The sequence below is a fragment of the Candidatus Aminicenantes bacterium genome (assembly GCA_026393795.1).
In the GTDB taxonomy this organism is placed as follows: Bacteria; Acidobacteriota; Aminicenantia; order UBA2199; family UBA2199; genus UBA2199.
Window position 1 is genome coordinate 12,949 of the sequence record JAPKZL010000193.1, and the last position, 18,428, is coordinate 31,376.

Below are 18,428 nucleotides of genomic sequence, written 5' to 3' on the forward strand. Positions count from 1 at the left end.
GCTTCAGGCGGCCGAGAGCCGCAGAATTTCAACCAACATGGCCACGGCTTTTTCCATGTCAGCGACATGGATATGTTCCGCGGTGGAATGCTCGTCGCGGGCGCCGATCCCCACCACCGCCATTTCAATGCCGTGGTTGTTGTAGATGGATGCGTCGGTGAAGCCGGTGATGAACGTGGTCTTGGCTTTGATGCCGATTGTGGCCAACGCTTTTTGCGCGGTGATCACGGTCCAGGCGTTCGGGGCGATTTGCACCGCCTTGCAGAGATTGTCGGTTTTGATTGTCACGCTGGCGCCAATCTTCGCCACTTCCCGCCTGATTATCCTTTCCATCTCGGCCGCCAGGGCTTTGGCCTTCTGATGCTTCAGGCTGCGGCATTCGGCTAGAAAACTGGCCGCATCCGGGACGCCGTTGCGGATGATCCCGCCCTTGATCACGCCGACATTGGCCGTCGTCTCGCGGTCGAGCCGGCCCAGCCTCAGGGCGGCGATGGCCTTGGCGGCGGCGACGATGGCGTTGATCCCCTTTTCGGGCTCCATGCCGGCATGGGCCGAGCGGCCCTTGATTTCGACGTCGATGGCGAAATAGGAGGGGCCGCCGATGACGATGGTATCGAGCGTGTCGTTGTCCAGCAGGAAGCCGCGCTTGGCGCGCAGCAGGCGGTAGTCCAGGTTCTTGACGCCCTGCAGCCCCGTTTCCTCCTGGCGGCTGATGGCCACCTCGACCGGCGGCCTGACCTTGGCCACGCGCAGGGCTTCGAGCATTTCGGCGATGCCGGCCTTGTCGTCTGCGCCCAGTATGGTGTCGCCCGCGGAGCGGATTACGCCGTTTACCAGTTTCGGCTTGATGCCCTGGCCGGGCATGACGGTGTCGGCATGGCAGGAAAGGAGGATAGGCTCCTTGCTTTTGCTTTTAATAGCCGGGAGTTTGGCTATCAGGTTGCCGTAAGCGTCCTTTTTTGCGTTGGCCCCCAGTTTTTTGAATTCTTTCAGGAGATAATCGATGAACCGGGCCTCGTTTCCCGACTCGCTGGGAATCCGGACCATGTCCATGAATTGCGTGATCATCCGTTGCGTCATGCTTCACCTCGCAGAATTTGAATTTTCATTGTATTTTACCGGGTCGTTTTTGTAAAGAAAAAGAAAATGGCGGGCCGGTCATCCGGCGTTTGCATAAAGAGCTGGCTTTTGCTATGTTGAGCGATAAGGGTTAAACCTTGCCAAAATTCAGCGGAGGACTCAATGAAAAAGTCGTATGTCATCGGCGTGATCGTCTGGATCTGTTCGTCGGGAATAGCGGCTTTCAGCCAGGACCAGGACGGGCTTTGGCCGAAGTCGGAGCCTTACCGGACCGGGTATCTGCGGGTATCGCCGCAGCATGAGATCTACTACCAGCTGGGCGGCACTCCCGGGGGGATGGCGGTGATGGTCCTGCACGGCGGTCCGGGCGCCGGCTGCTCGGCCTCGGACTTCCGCTATTTCGATCCGAAAAAATTCCATATCGTGCTCCACGATCAGCGCGGCTGCAGCCTGAGCCGGCCCTACGGCGAGTTGCGCGAGAACGACACGCAGCACCTGGTCGCTGACATCGAAAAGCTCCGGCGTCACCTCGGTTTGGGCAAGGTACTGCTGTTCGGCGGCTCGTGGGGCAGCACCCTGGCCCTGGCCTACGCCGAGACCTTTCCGGAGAATGTCGCCGGCATGATCTTGCGCGGGGTCTTCATTGCCAGCCGCGAGGAGATCGACCATTTTTACCACGGCGGCGCGGGAAAATTCTTCCCGGAAAGCTATGCGGCGCTGCAGAAGGCCGTCGACCGGCCGCAGACGCTCAACTATCCGGAGCAACTCCTGGCCAAGCTGAGATCGCCCGATCCGGCGGTGCGAAACAAGGCCGCCTGGGCCTGGACGCGCTACGAATCCAAGCTCGCCTTCCTCAACCTGCCCGACGAGGCGATCGAGAAATGGCTGGTCGGCTTCAACCCCTACGCCTTCGCGTTGCTTGAGAACCATTACATGGCCAACCGCTGTTTCCTGCGGGAGGGGCAGCTGCTGAAGAACGCCGGCCGCATCACCGCCATCCCGACGGTGATCGTCAACGGCCGCTACGACGTGATCTGCCCGCCCTATACCGCCTACCGCCTGCACGCGAAACTGCCCAAGTCAAAGTTGGTGATCGTCGACGCCAGCGGCCATTCGAGCTCCGAGCCCGGCATCCGGGCAGCCTTATTGCAGGCGGTAAGGGATTTTGAAAAAAAATGATCTTGCCTGCCATTTAATCGAGATGTGATACCGGTTCTGCGGAAAATCTGCAAGGGTTGGTTGATGGAGTGCGTTAAAGTGGGGCTGGAAGGCGCGGCCTTTTTTTACTCAGTCGGCATTTTCGCTCATGATACGCTGGATCTGCAGCAGGGGCAGGGCGGTGGTGGTTTTCCCCAGGGGATACTCCTCGTGGCCCGGGTAAACGATGTACTCCTTGCGGCACTGCAGGTCAAGACAGGCGCTGCGAAAACCTTTGCTCACTTCAGGAGCGGCGGAAAACTTGATTTCCACCGCGATCGGTTTTTGCCCGGAATGGCATAGCAGCAGGTCGATCTCGGCGCCGGCCGCGGTCCGGAAAAAATAAGCCTCCCAGCGCGGCGGCAACTGGGCAATGATCTGCTCGATGACGAAGCCCTCCCAGGAATGTCCGACCAGGGGACGCCCCTGGAGGTCGTCCATGGATCCGATGCCGAGAAGCGAATGGAGCAGGCCCGAATCGCGAATAAATACTTTCGGGGCCTTGACCAGGCGTTTTTTCAGATTGGCATGAAAAGGCCGCAATTGGCGAACGAGGAATGTATCTTCTAAGATGGACAAATAATGACGGACCGTTGGGGCCGATACGCTCAGGCTGTTGGCGATCTGGCTGGCGTTCCACAGTTGGGCATGGTGGTGGGCGATCATGGTCCAGAAGTTGCGGAGCTGACCAGCCGGTACGCGGATGCCCAGTTGCGGAACATCTCTTTCCAGGTAGGTCCGGATAAAGGCCTCGCGCCAGTTCAAACTGGACGCCATGTCCGCTGCCAGAAAGCTGTCCGGGTAGCCGCCCCTGAGCCAGAGCAGCGTGACCTGGTCCTCCTTGAACCCTACCTCGACGAGTTGTAACGGAGGCAATTCGTGATATACCACTCGCCCGGCCAAACTCTCTGAAGATTTCCTGATCATATCCGGAGAAGCCGAACCTAAGATAAGGAATCGGCCGGGAACGCGGTTTTGATCGACTATGGCGCGGATAAGGGGAAACAAAGAAGGCATCCTCTGGATCTCATCGATGATAACTAGCGTGTCCTTGTAGCGGTTGAAATATAGCTCGGGCTCCCGCAGCTTGTTCTGGTCGGAGGGAAGCTCGAGGTCGAGATAGACCGCATTCTTGCTTTGCTTTTGGATCAACCGGGCCAGCGTCGTTTTGCCGGTCTGGCGCGAGCCAATGATGCCCACAACCGGGAATTGAGCAAGGGAAGCGACGATCTTTGTTTGTAAGCTTCGTTTTATCATGCTTGCATATTAAAACATTATCTTTCAATTTGCAAGGATAACTATTAGTTTAATAAAAAGTTGGTTTAAAGAGAATTTGCATTATTTGCCAAGGAGAAAAGTAAAAGTGGAGCTGGGGAGGCTCGAACTCCCGGCCTTCTGAATGCCATTCAGACGCGCTGCCAAACTGCGCTACAGCCCCACAGGGAATATTTTATACCATAATTCACTGATTATTGCAATACATTCTTAACGTAGGGGAGGGTTTTAAACCCTCCCCTACATAAACACAAACTGCCTTTACAGGTACTCCATTTCCAGGAACTGGGCGCGGAGCTGGTTGACTTTGTCCTTGACCGTCTGCCCCTTGATGGCCGCGGCGATCAGCTCGCCCAAAACGGCGAAGTCCTTTTCCTTCATGCCGAAGCGGGTCATCTCCGGGGTGCCGATGCGCAGGCCCGAGGGGTTCTGGGCGTCGCTGTCGCCGGGGAGCATGTTGTAGTTGCAGATGATGTCGTTGGCTTCCAGGGCCAGCGCCGCCTTGACGCCGCCGCCGAAGGCGAAGACGTTGACCGCGATCTGGTGCGATTGGGTGTAGCCGAACTCCTTGGCCTCGACCGGCACGCCGCAGGCCTCCAGCGCCTGGGCCAGGGCCACGGCGTTCTTGCAGATCTGGGCGGCGTAGGCCTTGCCGTGGGCCTTCATCTCGCGGATGGCGATCAGCAGCGCCGGCAGGCTGTAAAGGTGGTGATTGCTCGAGGTACCCGGGAATACGCCGCGGTCGGCGGCGCCCCAGTATTTCTTCTCGTTTTCGGCGTCGAGGTTGCCGAGGATGATGCCGCGCTGCGGCCCGGGGAAGGTCTTGTGCGTGCTGCCGGTCAGCCAGGTGGCGCCTTCTGCTAGCGGGTCGTGGAACTGGCCGCCGGCGATCAGGCCCAGCACGTGGGCGCCGTCGTATAAAATGGGGATCTCCAGCTGCTTGCAGATGGGGGCGATCTCCTTGACCGGGTCGGGGAACAGGTAGAGGCTTTTGCCCATGACCAGCATCTGCGGCTTGGTTTTTTCGATCAGGTCGATGGACTGCGATACGTCGATGTGGTAATGGTCCTCGGTCAGGGGAAAGAACTGCAGGCGCACCGAATTTTCCTTGCCCGGCTTCAGCACCTGGCCGCGGGTCTGGATGCGCCGGCCCATGACCCCGAAGAAACTGTGGCTGATGTGGCCGCCGGAGTCGGTGGAGTTGACGATCAGCGCGTCGCCGCCGCGCAGGTAGCCGAGGGCGATGGCCGTGTTGGCGTTGTTGCCGCTGTAGGGCCTGACCTCGGCCTGGGCGCAGCGGAACAAATCCTTGGCCTCCTGGGCGGCCATGGTCTCGATCTGGTCGATGTATTGCGTCCCCTGGTAGTAGCGGTTGATCTTGGCGCCGACGTTGGGGTGGCCCTCGGCGTAGCGGCCCATGAAATCGTTGAGCTGGATGGAGCGGACGGCCGGGCTGGGGGTGTTCTCGCTGGCGATCAAGTTGATGCACTTCTTGCCACGCCACTCGTTCTGCTTGTCGACGATGGCGAAAATATCCTTGCTGTCCACTAGCATGGGGCCTCCTTTTATGGTTTGTTTTTTATTTTCCCGCTTTCGACTTCCCGGCTCAGGAAATCGAGCCGGGCTTGGTGCCGGCCGCCTTCGAAAGATGTTTCGAGGAAGACGTCGACGATGCCCAGCGCCGTCACCGGATCGGTCACGCGGGCGCCGAGGGCCAGGACGTTGGCGTTGTTGTGGCCGCGGGCCGGGCGGGCGTCGTTCTCGTCGCGGCACAGGGCGGCGCGCACGTGCCTGAACTTGTTGGCCACGATCGACATGCCGATGCCCGAGCCGCAGACCAGGATGCCGACCGTGTTGTCCGGGTCGGCCGATACGGCGGCGGCGGCCCTGGCGCCGTATTCGGCCCAGTTGGCGGCCTCGGCGGAAAACGTGCCGTAATCCTTCACAACGTAATTCTGCTCCTGCAGGAATTCCCTGATCTGCTCCTTCAATGCAAAGCCGGCGTGGTCGGAAGCGAGTACAAGTTTCATGCTTGCCTGCCCTTTGGCGATCATATCGTCATGATGGATGAAATTCGATCGCGGTGCTGCGTTCATCTCTATTGGCAAAAATAATATAGATCAGCCTGAAAGTCAATAGCGGAAAAAGCATCTTTTGAGTTTTGCAAAACACATGACTCGTTCACCCCTCCGCGTTTTGTAGTGACTGGTCGCGACCTGTCTCTACGGATTGGACGGGTAAATTCCAATTGTCTTTGTGTAGGGGCGGGTCGGCTAAGGGGTGACCCGCCCTCTGAAACCTCAATTCAATTTGTTCAATAAACGGCTTCGCGCTGCTCTTCCTCGGCGCCGACCTTGATGGCCGGGGCGTCGGTGCGCGGGCAGACGTTTTCGCAGATGCCGCAGCCGATGCACAGGTCGGGGACCACGTAAACCTGCCTCACTTTCTTCAGTTTGCCGCGACACCTCGCGGTATTTGATCGCTTTTTCGGGCACCGGGCAATGCTCCTCGCAGACCCCGCAGTTGTAGCCGTCGGCGTAGGTGTAGCAGGCGCTGCGGTTGATCACCGCCGTGCCGATCTTGAATTGCTTCTTTTCATCCAAGGTGAGGTTGGCCAGGGCATGAGTCGGGCACACCCGGGTGCAGCGCACGCACTCGTATTCGCAGTAGCCGCTTGTCGGGACCAGGAGCGGCGTCCAGAGCCCGTCGATGCCCGCCTGGAGAAGCGCCGGCTGGATGGCGTTGGTCGGGCAGGCCTGCATGCAGGCGCCGCAGCGGATGCATTTTCTGACGAAATCCTTTTCGGCGGCCGCCCCGGGCGGGCGGATGAAGGGGTGGGCTTTCTTTTTTTTGTCGGCCGAAATCTGGGGCAGGGCGGCCGCGACAAGGCCGCAGCCGATGGCGCTCAAAAACTGGCGCCGCTGCGGCAGGACGGCTCCGTCCGTCCCCTTGGGGGAGGCCAGGGCCGGAGTCTGCCCTTTTCGGGGAAGCCCCCAGCGCACGTCGATGGCCGCGGCCGAGCAATCCTTCAGGCAGTTCATGCAGGCCAGGCATTCGGATTTCTGGTAATCCCTGAACGGGCCGCCGTAATAGGTGCTGTGGCCGGCGCAGGCGTTGCATTTGCTGCAGTCCGGGTTTACTTCAAAGTGGAATAGCGAATACTTGGCCAGCCAGCCGTAAAGGGCGCCCAGCGGGCACAGGTAATTGCAGAAGAAGCGGCGGCGGTACAGGTTGAGCAACAGCAAGCCGAAAAAAATCGCGCCGATGGCGAACGCCAGCAGAAAGGTGCGCTGCTCGCCGCTCAGCAACCAGGCGCGGCTGAAATCGTAAAGTGGCTTGACGATTTTCCCGCCGAGACTCTGGCTGGCGGCGCCGCTTTCCAGGGCGCGCTGGAGGAGAAAATTCAGGCCGGGGATGAGGGTGACCGAACTGCTGCGCGTGAGCAGCGAGAAGGGATCGAGCCAGCCCAGCCACTGGGTGGCGAAAAGCGAACCGACCAGCAGCACGATCAGCAGCAGGTATTTCCAGCGCATCGCTGCGTGGCCGGGGATGGTCTTTTCTCTCTTGCGCTTGGAGCCCAGCCAGGTGAAGAACTGCAACAGCGCGCCGAAAGGACAGACCCAGCCGCAGAAAAAGCGGCCGAGGAGCAGGGTCAGAACCAGCGGCACCAGGGCCAGCAGGAATGGGCGCAGGAAAGGGCCGGCCAGGATGTTCACCCAGAGGTTCAGGGGATCGATGTAGAAGAATGCGCCCGTAAGGGGCAGCCGTTCGACCGCGATCCTGCCGCTGTGCAGGAGCAGGAAGAAGAACAGGATGAGGAACAGAACCTGGCTGGCGGCGCGCAGCCGCTGCCAGCGTTTCCCCCTTTTGGCGTCCATGGCCGGTTCAGATGGAAATCGTCTGCATGGCAATCTTGGCCGGTTCGATCTCGCCCATTTTGCGGTTGAACGCCGCTTGCAGGAACTCGACCTGGCGGGGGTCGCTGCCGAAGAGTGCCGCCGCCGCCACGTCGGCGTGCATGATGCTGGTCGAGGCGATGACGGTCTTGCGCAGCTCGACGTCGCTCAGGCGGCCGCCCACCGGGCCGTTGCGCATCAGCACGCGAAAGGCGTCGACCAGCACCAAATGGCTGGTGAAGCCCTTGGCCAGGTCGGCGATGTTCTCGCCCATGTCCCCGTGCAGCTTGCCGCGGTTGCCGCCGACGATGCCGTAGAGGTTTTTCATGGCGATGGTCAACCCGGCGCTGCCGTGGTGCTTGAGGATCGGCACGTTGATGAACTTGTCGACTTCGAGGAAATCGCGGAACACCGGCCATTTGCCCACGTATTCGCCGTGAAAATCGTGGCTGACCAGCCGGTTCTCGTCGCAAAAGCGGACTTCGGCCCCGGCTTTTTTGGCCATGGCCGCGATGCCGCTGCGTTCGTAGCAATCCTCGGCCTTGTGGCAGGTGTTGTCCATGACAATGACTTTCTTGGCGCCGGCGGCAAACGCCAGCTCGATCACCGCCCGCAGCACCTCGGGGTTGGTGCAGGCGGCCTGCTCGACCGTCCGGTTCCAGCCGATGTTGGGCTTGACCATGACCACGTCGGTGCGCGATACGATCTTGTCCATGCCGCCGATGGCGGCGATGGCCCGCTTGGCGATCTCATAGGGCGATTCGCCCTGCACCTGCGCCAGCAACGGCCCGCCCGGCTTGTTCTGGCCGGGCAGGAGCATGGGCAGGGCCAAAGCACTGGAAACCAGCAGGCCGTTCTTTACGAAGGTTCGTCTTTTCATGGGCATATCTTAATCGACGGCGCCCATGCGGTCAATAGCGGCCCTTTTAAAAATTATTTAAAGCTTTTCAGCAGGCTGACCAGGAAGTCCCAGACCTTGCCGATCGATTCTACGTTTATCTTCTCGTCCGGGGAATGGGGATTTTTCAACGTCGGTCCGAAGGAGATCATGTCCATGCCCTCTTTCTTGTCGCCGATGATGCCGCACTCGAGTCCGGCGTGGATCGCCTCCACGTGCGGTTTTTTGCCGAAAAGGCTTTCGTAGACCTTCTGGCAGCGCGCCAGCAGCGGCGATTCCATGTTCGGCTGCCAGGCGGGGTAGCCGTTGCCGCTGACCGCCTCGGCCCCGGCCAGGTGGCCGATGATCTCGATGCGGGTGGTGAGTGCGTGCAGGCGGCTCATGACCGAGCTGCGCTGGCTGGTGACGACCTCCAGCTTGCTGTTGCGGATCTTGACGTTGGCCAGGTTGTTGGAGGTCTCGACCAGCCCGGGCATGTCGGTGGACATGGCGGCCACGCCGTGCGGCAGGGCGAAGATGAGGTTGCAGACCTTCGGGCTGCTTTCAGGCGTAAGGGCGCGCTTGCCGGTGGTCTCCGGCATTGGTTCCAGGCTGAGCTTCAGGTTGGGGTCGGTATTCTTGAATTCCTTCCTGAAAACCTGGTCCAGGTCGGCGACGGTTTTTTCGAGATTCTTGAAGCTGTCCTTGGCGAAGAAGATGTCAGTCCAGGCGTCGCGCGGGATGGCGTTGTGGGCGGTGCCGCCGGCGATGTCGGCGATGCGCAGGTCGCTTTCCTTCTGCAGCTGCAGCAGGGCACGCACCAGGACGCGGATGGCGTTGGCGCGCTCCTCGTTGATGTTGACCCCCGAGTGGCCGCCGGTCATGCCGCCGGCTTTCAAGCGGGCCATGACGTAGCCGGCCGGCGGGTCCTCGTACTGCAGCACCAGCGCGATGTGCGTGTCGCGGCCGCCGGCGCAGCCGACGGTGAAAACCCCTTCGTCCTCGGAATCGACGTTGAGCAGGATCTTGCCGTTGATGAAATCGCCCTGCAGGGCGTTGGCGCCGGTCAAGCCGGTCTCCTCATCGACGGTGAAAAGCAGTTCCAGGGGCGGGTGGTCGGCTTTCTTGTCCAGGGCCAGGGTCATGGCCATGGCCAGGGCGATGCCGTTGTCGGCTCCCAGGGTGGTCTTGTCGGCCATCAGCCATCCGTCGGCGAAAACGAAGTGGATCGGGTCCTTGGAGAAGTCGTGGGGGGAATCGGCCGTTTTTTCGCAGACCATGTCCATGTGCCCCTGGATGACGACGGTCGCCGTCTTTTCGTAGCCCGCCGTGCCCGGGACTTCGATCAACACGTTCCCCACCTTGTCCTGCTTGGCGGCCAGGTTGTTTTTCTTGGCCCAATCGACCAGGTACGCGGCTATTTTTTCTTCATTTTTCGAGCAGCGGGGGATGGCGCTGATCTCTTCGAACAGGGAGAGGATTTGTTTGGTCTTTTCGTGCTTGATATTCATTGATACTCCTTTTTAAAAAACTACATACATAAATTCAAAGAAACAAACAAAAACATCTAGTGATGGTATAGTTTCACTAGATGGCTTCAGCGAATTACTGGATTTGCTGAAACCATAGTGAAACTATAAATAAAAAAATCGTATTTGTCAATCATGAATTTTTTGGCCGCGGCCGCCGGGACCGTTCGCGGCTTCTTTTTTCCTCGCCGTTGGTCTATAATGAAATTTGCCTGCACGGCGCCATTGAAAAAATGGACCGCCAGCGAGGTGAACGTGCGCAACCCGGCAATGGCGATGAAAAACAACATTGGCCGCGGCTTTTTCCTGGCCGCCGCCCTGCTCGCCTTTTTCGCCCGCGCGGGCGCTGAGGGGTGGTTGAACGAGGATCAGGTGCGCCAGGCCATGCGTGCCGAGGCCTACCGGCTCCTGGCCCAGAAGATCGACTCGCTGCACAACGGTTCAGCGGGCGGTTTCGACTACCACATCGAGCAAGCCTACGAAAAAATAAAGAACCGTCTCCCCGACGGCCCGCTGTCGGCCAGCGAGCTGGAAGTCTGGCTGCATGGGTTCCAGCCCGACCCCGGCCAAAGGCCTGCCGGTGGTAATGAAAATGAATTCCAGCTCCTGATCGATCAATTCATCCTGGGCATGTCGCTGGAAATCATCAATACCCTGCAGTACGAGTGCGAGCAGGTCGAGGACCTGATCGCCCGGGTGGCCAAGATCGCGGCCGAGTTGAAAAAAGCTCCCCATCCCGACCGGGAAGCGCTGGGTGCGGCGTTGGAGAATTCGGACTTGACGAGAAAAACGCAGGCCATCGTGAAAAACATCGACCGCCGCTGGCGCGTCCCGGATGCCGGTGCCGACGATTTCGCCGCCTACAGTGTCTGGAAAAAAAACATGACCGGCATCAACGCCGACAGGGACCTGCGCCTGGTTTTTGAGCTCGGCGGCCGTTACCGCCCGCGCTACCCCTTCCTCGACCAATTCATGGGCGAGTACCGCCGCCTGGCCGAGGCGTTCCGCCAGGCGGTCATCGATCTGAACGCTGTGCTGGTCGACAATGGCGCCGCTGACGAAGCGATTGACTGAGGCGATAGTCACACTCGATGATTTCAGCGTATTCCCGACTTGCTGAAATCATAGTGTGACTATAGTGTTGGTAGGCCTTAGCCGAGCCGGGCCTGGAAGCGCTCGAGAAATTCCCCCTCGGAAAAGATGTGCTTCATGCCGAACTGGTGGTTGGAATTGGCCGAGAACTCCCGGATGGCGGCGGCGATGAAATCGAAGTTGGTTTCCGGATCGCTGCCGGCATTGCAGATGTAGATGGAGCGCAGCAGGTCGATCTGGTTGCTGAGCTCGTCGCGCAGCGTCGGCTGCTTGGGCGCGGGCTGATTTTTCGACGCCAGGCCGCACAGGTCGCGCAGGAAGTCGTCGCTGGCCAGCGCCCTTTGCGGGGCCTCCCTTTTCTGGTAGTGGCGGCACACCAGGTAGGGGACGCCGGTTTCGCTCGATCTTCTGATCTCCTCGTTCTCCACCACCCAGCCCAGGTTGCGGAAGCTCACCCGGCTGGAAACGGTGTGGAAGATGTTCTCCACCAGCGGCTGGATGGTATTCTCGACCGATTCGGCCACGGTATTGAACTTGTTCAGGACGTAATACACCTTGAAATTTTCCACGTAGTAGCGGAAGACGCGGATGAAATTGTCCTGGGGGAACTGTTCCGCCGCTTCGTTGATGAAATCGTCCAGATTTTTGCCTTCGGGGTCTATGCCGTGCTGCAGGAAATCGTGCAGGCGCCGGAAAAGCGGCGCCGGCTGTCCTTCCTTGGGAAAATACCTCTCAAGGACCAGGGGGGCGGAGATCATGATGTTCAGCATGCGGAAGAGGATGGCCTTGGCGATCTCGGCCGCCGCCAGGGTGGCCGCCCGCATCCCTGGCGTGAACAGGATGATGCCGCTGTTGGAGATGGGCAGGAAATCCAGGACATGGGTGTCCAGGCCCGCTTTCAGGTCGATGATCACGTACTCGGCCCGCAGCGTGTTGATGCCCTGGACCAGCTTGTTTTTGGTGGCGGCATCGAAATTGACGATGTCGTGGACAAAGCCGCCCGGCGAGGCGATGAAATTGAACCTGGCGAAGGCTTGGTCGGGATCCATCCGCGCCGGCAGCGCCTGCCGGCATTCCTCCAAGGAGATTCCTTTTTTGAGGAAATGGAAGAGATCCTTTTCCACCGGCGCGTTCAGGAAATGCCTCAGGCTGGATGTGCCCGTGTCCAGGTCGATGAGGACAGTGGGCTGGGTCTTGGCCAGCGCCAGGGCCAGGTTCAGGGCGAAGGTCGTCTTGCCGACGCCGCCTTTTCCCGACGAAACCGGCAGGATCCTCATGGCCGCGCCGTTTTAGTCCAGCTTCTTGATGCTGGGAAAAATCCTGTCGCGCAGCGGGGCATACTGCTCCCGTTTGTCCTTTTCCCAGCCGATGGCGCACAGCAGCACCGACTCTTTCACCACGATCAGCGCCACTTCCACCGTCCAGGTCTTGTCGTCGCGCTGGCCTTCACCGCTGAAAAAATCGGCCGTCATGCCGTTCAGTTCGCCCTGGCGCACGTCCGAAAGTGCGTTGAAATCGTCGACCTCTTCCTTCAGGATAAGGGCATTGTAGGTCCTCAGGGCCCCGGGCAGGTTGTTTTCCTTCAGCAAAAGCTGCAGCACGCAGAACGCATCGTAATGCGGAGCGTCGGCGTACAGGGCGCCGATCTCCTCTTCGCTGTCGATTTCCCAGCCGTCCGGAAACCAGACGGAAACGCCGCCGACATGGTTTTTAAAGATCTCGGCGCCGGCCGTCGCGCCGGCTGCAGCGAGCAATATGACGAATGCCAGGAAGGGTATCGTTTTTTTCATTCCCTCGCGCTCCTTTTCATCATCGCCTCCTGGGGCAATATAGACCAGGCAGCAATAAAAATCAATAGCCGCGGCGGCGATCCCGCTTCGGGAAAAACCTTTTTACAGGGCGCTCTTTTTGATGGTGACGGTACGGTCGGGCATTATTTCCCGGACCAGCGCCAGCGCGGCTTTGGTCGTGCCGCTGCTGAAATACTCGCTGTTCCCGGCGGCAGGGCCGGGATTGAGCCGGCCGCCGATCAGCAGGCGGCGCCACAACTGTTTGGCCACCGCCTCGCCGGTGTCGATCACATCCACGCCGGGGCCGCAGATGGCGGCGATCGGGCCGCGCACGAGCGGATAGTGGGTGCAGCCGAGCACCAGCGTGTCGATGCCTTTGTCCAGCAGCGGCCGTAAATTTTTCTTCAGGATGGCTTCCAGGCGCGGATCGTCGAACCGACCGGCCTCGATCAGCTCCACCAGGCCCGATACCGGCTGGGTGTACACCTCCAGCCCGGCCGAAAAATTTTCCAGCAGCCGGGAAAAGCGCCGTCCCTTCAAGGTCAACGGCGTGCCCAGGACGCCGACCCGCTTGTTCCGGCTTAAGCCCTGGGCGACCTTCAACGCCGGCTCGACGCCGATAATCTCCCAGCCGGGGAAGGTCAGGCGCAGCAGTTCCAGGGCCGCCTCGCTGGCCGAATTGCAGGCCACGACCAGCGCCTTGGCGCCGCTGTCCAGCAGGAAGCGGCTGATGGCCAGGGAGCGCTGGCGGACAAACTCCACCCCCTTGCTGCCGTAGGGGCAGTGGGCCGAATCGGCGAAATAGAGCATGTTTTCAAAAGGGAGGATGCGCCGCGCGGCCAGCATGACCGACAGGCCGCCGATGCCCGAGTCAAAAAATCCGATCAGTGCCGTCAGTGGATCTATTTTGCCTTGTTTTTCGCTCATGACCTTTCCCGCTGATTATACATCATTATGGTTCCTGGCGCATCCGCTTTTTGCTTGACAAACTTCCCTTTGGTTTGTACCATGAACCAGCCACGAAGAGAGGCGGTCAACCATGGATGAAAAGGAAAGCACGCGGGAACTGGTCGTCGTCGACGTCAAGCACTATAAAAAGGTCAAGAAAGCCCTGCACGAGAGCGAGGAGCGCTACCGCCAGCTCTTCGAGAACGTTCCCATGGGCATCTACCGCACCACCCCCGACGGCCGCATCGTGGACGCCAATCCGGCTCTGATTAAAATGGCGGGCTTCGCCTCGTTCGCCGAACTGTCATCCTTGAATTTGAATGAAGAATACGCTAAAGCGGGCCTGGACCGCAAAGAGTTCAAGAGGTTGATTGAGCGCGACGGCTGGGTCAAGGGGCTGGAGTCAGTCTGGCGGACGGCCGACGGACGTGTCGTCCATATCCGTGAAAACGCCAAGCTCGTCTGCGGCCAGTCTGGCGAGGTGTTTTTCGAGGGAACGTTCGAGGACATTACCCAGAGCAAACTGGCCGAGGAGGCGCAGAAGTTAAGGACACAGCAGCTGGAAATCATCAATGCCATTGTTTCTTCGGGTAATACCAGCGATTCGCTCGATGAACTGCTCGCGGCCATCCTGGACAATGTGCTCAAAACGTTGGGATTCTCAACAGCGAGCATCTTTTTCTACGATCATGACGCCAGAAAAGCGCAGGTAATGGCCTCCCGGGGCGTGCCGCAAAGCCTCTTTCTGAATAAAAAGTACATGTCCATCGACAGCATGCCCTTTTCCCAGGTGCTGCTGCACGGAAAGCCCGTTTTCGTCGACACCGTCCCCAAAGTCATTCCTGATCTGTCGCGCAAATTGAAATGGAAAACGGCCGCCTGCATCCCCATGCTTTCCAGGGGGCGGGTGGTCGGGGCCATCAGCGTGGCTAGCAGCGATCGTGCTGCCTTCAGCCCTGAGGAAAAAAGCATCCTGGAACTGATTGGCAAGGAGGCTGGCACCCTGGTTTCCAAGCTGCAGACCGAGGCGGCCCTGCGCGAGAGCGAAAAGTACTACCGCACCCTGATCGACACCTCGCCCGACATCCTCGCCGTCACCGATTTGGAAGGAAACCTGCGCATGGTCAACCAGCGTTTCGTCAGCCTGAGCGGTTATTATTTGGATGAAATCATCGGCAAAAATTCGTTCGATTTCGTATCTGAAACCGACCTTGCCCAGTTCGTAAAAAATATAAAAAAATTTGTCAAAACCAGAAAGTTGAGCAACATCGAATATGGTTTTAAGAAAAAAAACGGCGAAGTCGTTCCTGTAGAATTGTCCGCTGCGCTGCAATTTGATCATCGCGGCAAGCCCAACGGTATGATCGGGTACGGCCGCGATATCAGCGAGCGCAGGCGGGCCGAGGAGCAGCTTCGTTTTCTGAGTTCCATCACCGAAAATACTTCCGATGCGATCCTCGTCACCGATGCCGATTTTGCCATCACCTATATCAACAAAGTGGGGGAGCAATTTTTCGGTTATAGCTTGGATGAACTGAAAGGCAAGACACCGGATATCTTCAATGCCGAACCCAGGGCGCAGCAGATCCAGCAGGAACTTTATAAAATTGTCGCCTCCGGAAAAATCCACCTGGGAGAATCGCTGAACAGGCGAAAGGACGGTTCGACTTTTTACTGCGAATACAAGGTCATGCCCTTGAAAGACAAGCACGGGAAAATCTATGCCTATTTAGCGGTGCAAAGGGACATCAGTGAGCGCAAGCGCAACGAGGAAGCGCTGCGCCAGAGCGAAAACAAGTACCGGGAGCTGGTCGAGAACCATAATGACGTAATTTTCTCTGTTGATATATCCGGAAAAATAGAATACCTTTCACCTGCGATTCGCCGGGTAACAGGTTACACCCCCGAAGAAGTTACCGGCAGAAATTTATTCGATTTTTTTAATCCGGAGGACCGGAAACGGTATGGCGAGCAGATGCAGCAGACCGCAGATAGCGGCAGCAGCGTTGGGGAATTTCAAATCACGGTCAAGGACAAATCCAGCAAATGGGTCATGGCATCCAGCCGGAGCGTCGTGGAGAACGGCAGAATTGTCGGTATCCGCGGGATCATGTCCGACATCAGTGAGCGCAAGGAAGCCGAGAGCAAGCTGCTGGCTTACCAGAAGCAGCTGCAGGCCCTGACGTCGGAGATAATGCTGGTCGAGGAGAGGGAACGGCGGCGCATCGCCTCGGAACTGCACGACCATATCGGCCAGAACCTGGCCCTGTGCAAGCTGAAAGTGACCGCCCTGGAACAGAACCTGGACGATGAGACCTTGAAAGGGGAATTGACCGAGGTGCACCGGCTGCTGGAAGGCAGCATCCAGGACGCCCGCTCGCTGATCTTCGATCTCAGCCCGCCGGTGCTCTACGAACTGGGCTTCTCGGCCGCGCTGGAATGGCTGGCCGAAAGGATGCAGGAGCAGTTCCGCATCCCGGTCGAATTCGAAAGCCGGCTCAAGGACCCGGAATTGAAGAGCGACCAGCAGGTGATCCTGTTCCAGGTGGCGCGCGAACTGCTGATGAACGTGGGCAAGCATTCGCAGGCCAGTCAGGCCAAGATCATCCTCGCGCAGGAGGGGCCGTTCCTCAAGCTCCAGGTCAACGATGACGGCGTGGGCTTCGACGCCTCGCAAGTATTCGCCCCGCGCGAGCCGGACGGCGGCTTCGGCTTGTTCAGCATGCGCGAACGTTTGAATTATCTCGGCGGCAGGCTGGACGTGAAGTCGAAGCGCGGCCAGGGCTCGCAGATCACCGTCAGGGTCTCGCTGCCGGTCGCGGCCGGGGGGTCAAAAGGAGAGCCATGAGCGTGAAAATCCTGATCGCCGACGATCACAAGATCATGCGCGACGGCCTGCGCCATCTGCTAGAAAATGAAAAGGGGATGGAGGTCGTCGCCGAAGCCCAGAACGGCCACGAAACCGTTCAGCTGGCCGAGCAACTGCGGCCCGATATCATCATCATGGACGTTTCCATGGACGGCCTGAACGGTATGGATGCCACCCGCCATATCATCGGCAAGGGGCTGGGCTGCCGGGTGATCGCCCTGTCGATGCACGCCGACAAGCGCTTCGTGGCCGGGATGTTCGAAGCCGGGGCCATGGGCTACCTGCTCAAGGACTGCGCCTATGACGAGCTGGTCAAGGCGATCCAGCAGGTCCTCTCCGGGCACACCTACCTGTGCTCCATGATCTCCGGGGTGGTGGTCCGCGACTATGTCCAGCGCCTGCGCAAGAGCAAATCCCCGCTGCTGAGCTTGCGTGAAAAGGAGATCCTGCAGCTGCTGGCCGAGGGCCACAACACCAAGGAGATCGCCGCCAGGCTCAAGGTCTCGACCAAGACGGTGGAGACCCACCGCCAGAATATCATGAACAAGCTGAACATCTTCAACATCGCCGAATTGACCAAGTATGCCGTGCGCGAGGGGATCACCTCCCTGGAAGTATAAGGAACTGCCCCAATCGACTATTTTTTCGCTCAGGTTTTTCGAAGGCAAAAATCAGGAATTCCCCGATTGTTTTCACCCAATTCGGATGTTATTGATATAGCAATAAATCTTACTTAGGGTCACAATGTAAGGGGGGAGAGGCGGATTTTTCGGATTGCTGGCGAGGATATTTCCATAATTTGACCGCTAAAAAACTTTCGTTGCCGACGTTTTCCGTGTTATAATTTTCCCATGGGCAAGAACGCCAGCAAGAATTTCGTCAATCAGTTCAAGAATACGAGGCGACAGACTCGGATCGAGCAAAAGAGATTCGTTAGAAGCCCGTCGCGGCCGCTGAAAAAATTCTTCCCCGCGCAGCCCAAAAAAGAAAAAAATCCCGATAGCGGCGATAAATAATGATTTTCAGCCGCTTATCTTGCTTTCGGGCGAGATTTCGAGTACATTATAGGGTGGTGTTCAAGAAACTCTTCACATTTTACCTTGTCCTGCCCGCCGCCTTCGTCATGGCCAAAGGTCCGGTCAGGCTGCAGAACATCCGCTACTACGCCTACGCCGAATACACGCGCGTGGTTCTCGATTTGAGCGCGAGCCTGAAAATTTCCGAGAAAGTGATCACGCGCGGCGACGGCGGCCGGCTGTTTTTCGACCTGAAAAATTGCCGTTTTGCCGCCGCATACCCGCAGGACAAAAAAAATGAGATTCAAATCAAAGCCGGCAACCTGAAGGAGGTCCGCATCGGGAGGTTGAACAATAAAACCATCCGCGTGGTTTTCGATTTCGACCGCATCGGCAAGTATACCCGCTTCTACCTGACCTCGCCTTTTCGCATCGTCTTCGACATTTACCGCCAGGCCACGTTCGTCAGCCGCGCCCAGGAGAAGTGGCAGCCGGCCACGGAAACCGCCGCCGGCGCAGGCAATCCCCCGAATGGACGCCAGCCCGGGGGGCCTGGCAGCCCTTCCATCGCCCGCCAGCTGGGGCTCGGCGTGCACCGCATCGTGATCGACCCCGGCCACGGCGGCAAGGATCCGGGCACGGTCAACCGCGCTCTGGGCCTCAAGGAAAAGGACATCACCCTGGATATCGCCAAGCGGCTGAATGCCATATTGAATGAGCATGCCGAGCTGGAAGTCATCCTGACCCGCCCCCGCGATGACTTCGTGGCATTGGAGGAAAGGGCGGCCATCGCCAATTCCAACCAAGGCGACATTTTCATTTCCATTCACACCAACTCGGCGCCGCGCCAGACCGCCCG

General features: G+C 58.8%; 16 protein-coding genes and 1 tRNA gene. 6 read left to right on the forward strand and 11 right to left on the reverse strand.

Annotated features, from left to right (window positions below; translation table 11 throughout):
- Nucleotides 1–3 precede the first annotated feature (3 nt).
- Complete coding sequence (locus NTW95_09120; GenBank protein MCX6557572.1) at nt 4–1,080, reverse strand: M20/M25/M40 family metallo-hydrolase; 1,077 nt, start codon at nt 1,078–1,080, stop codon at nt 4–6.
- Nucleotides 1,081–1,242: 162 nt separating this feature from the next.
- Between NTW95_09120 and pip the strand changes: the two genes are divergently transcribed.
- Complete coding sequence (gene pip, locus NTW95_09125) at nt 1,243–2,259, forward strand: prolyl aminopeptidase (GenBank protein ID MCX6557573.1); 1,017 nt, start codon at nt 1,243–1,245, stop codon at nt 2,257–2,259.
- A gap of 108 nt (nt 2,260–2,367) precedes the next feature.
- On the opposite strand, the gene NTW95_09130 is transcribed toward pip, so the two are convergent.
- From NTW95_09130 to NTW95_09160, 7 genes are all read right to left on the reverse strand, one after another.
- Nucleotides 2,368–3,534 carry an ATP-binding protein gene (locus NTW95_09130; protein ID MCX6557574.1) on the reverse strand — a complete coding sequence of 389 codons (1,167 nt, stop codon included), beginning with the start codon at nt 3,532–3,534 and terminating at the stop codon, nt 2,368–2,370.
- A gap of 107 nt (nt 3,535–3,641) precedes the next feature.
- Nucleotides 3,642–3,715: transfer RNA gene (locus NTW95_09135), tRNA-Ala, on the reverse strand.
- Nucleotides 3,716–3,813: 98 nt separating this feature from the next.
- A complete protein-coding gene (locus NTW95_09140) occupies nt 3,814–5,106 on the reverse strand; it encodes a serine hydroxymethyltransferase (GenBank protein MCX6557575.1) in 1,293 nt (430 codons plus the stop codon).
- An 11-nt stretch (nt 5,107–5,117) separates the two neighbouring features.
- The gene (rpiB, locus tag NTW95_09145) at nt 5,118–5,582 is read right to left on the reverse strand and encodes a ribose 5-phosphate isomerase B (GenBank protein MCX6557576.1); all 465 of its coding nucleotides are present in this window, start codon (nt 5,580–5,582) and stop codon (nt 5,118–5,120) included.
- 270 nt (nt 5,583–5,852) lie between these two features.
- Nucleotides 5,853–7,430 (reverse strand): 4Fe-4S binding protein, encoded by a 1,578-nt coding sequence (locus NTW95_09150; GenBank protein ID MCX6557577.1) that lies wholly within the window; start codon nt 7,428–7,430, stop codon nt 5,853–5,855.
- Between the two features lie 7 nt (nt 7,431–7,437).
- On the reverse strand, nt 7,438–8,328 hold the full coding sequence (locus NTW95_09155; GenBank protein MCX6557578.1) for a DUF362 domain-containing protein: 891 nt from the start codon (nt 8,326–8,328) through the stop codon (nt 7,438–7,440).
- 53 nt (nt 8,329–8,381) lie between these two features.
- Nucleotides 8,382–9,836, reverse strand: a complete 1,455-nt coding sequence (locus NTW95_09160; protein MCX6557579.1) for an aminoacyl-histidine dipeptidase — start codon at nt 9,834–9,836, stop codon at nt 8,382–8,384.
- 153 nt (nt 9,837–9,989) lie between these two features.
- On the opposite strand from NTW95_09160, the gene NTW95_09165 reads away from it, so the two are divergent.
- Nucleotides 9,990–10,928 (forward strand): hypothetical protein, encoded by a 939-nt coding sequence (locus tag NTW95_09165; protein ID MCX6557580.1) that lies wholly within the window; start codon nt 9,990–9,992, stop codon nt 10,926–10,928.
- 77 nt (nt 10,929–11,005) lie between these two features.
- On the opposite strand, the gene NTW95_09170 is transcribed toward NTW95_09165, so the two are convergent.
- From NTW95_09170 to murI, 3 genes are all read right to left on the reverse strand, one after another.
- Nucleotides 11,006–12,223, reverse strand: a complete 1,218-nt coding sequence (locus NTW95_09170; protein MCX6557581.1) for an AAA family ATPase — start codon at nt 12,221–12,223, stop codon at nt 11,006–11,008.
- 12 nt (nt 12,224–12,235) lie between these two features.
- Nucleotides 12,236–12,736 carry a hypothetical protein gene (locus NTW95_09175; protein ID MCX6557582.1) on the reverse strand — a complete coding sequence of 167 codons (501 nt, stop codon included), beginning with the start codon at nt 12,734–12,736 and terminating at the stop codon, nt 12,236–12,238.
- 102 nt (nt 12,737–12,838) lie between these two features.
- Nucleotides 12,839–13,663 carry a glutamate racemase gene (gene murI / locus NTW95_09180; GenBank protein MCX6557583.1) on the reverse strand — a complete coding sequence of 275 codons (825 nt, stop codon included), beginning with the start codon at nt 13,661–13,663 and terminating at the stop codon, nt 12,839–12,841.
- A 112-nt stretch (nt 13,664–13,775) separates the two neighbouring features.
- Here murI and NTW95_09185 point away from each other — a divergent pair, with 112 nt between their 5' ends.
- From NTW95_09185 to NTW95_09200, 4 genes are all read left to right on the forward strand, one after another.
- A complete protein-coding gene (locus NTW95_09185; GenBank protein ID MCX6557584.1) occupies nt 13,776–16,532 on the forward strand; it encodes a PAS domain S-box protein in 2,757 nt (918 codons plus the stop codon).
- A complete protein-coding gene (locus NTW95_09190) occupies nt 16,529–17,173 on the forward strand; it encodes a response regulator transcription factor (GenBank protein ID MCX6557585.1) in 645 nt (214 codons plus the stop codon). The genes NTW95_09185 and NTW95_09190 overlap by 4 nt, the downstream gene beginning before the upstream one ends.
- Before the next feature lie 231 nt (nt 17,174–17,404).
- Nucleotides 17,405–17,569, forward strand: a complete 165-nt coding sequence (locus NTW95_09195) for a hypothetical protein (GenBank protein ID MCX6557586.1) — start codon at nt 17,405–17,407, stop codon at nt 17,567–17,569.
- 56 nt (nt 17,570–17,625) lie between these two features.
- On the forward strand, nt 17,626–18,428 hold an 803-nt coding region (locus NTW95_09200; GenBank protein MCX6557587.1), incomplete at its 3' end, for an N-acetylmuramoyl-L-alanine amidase.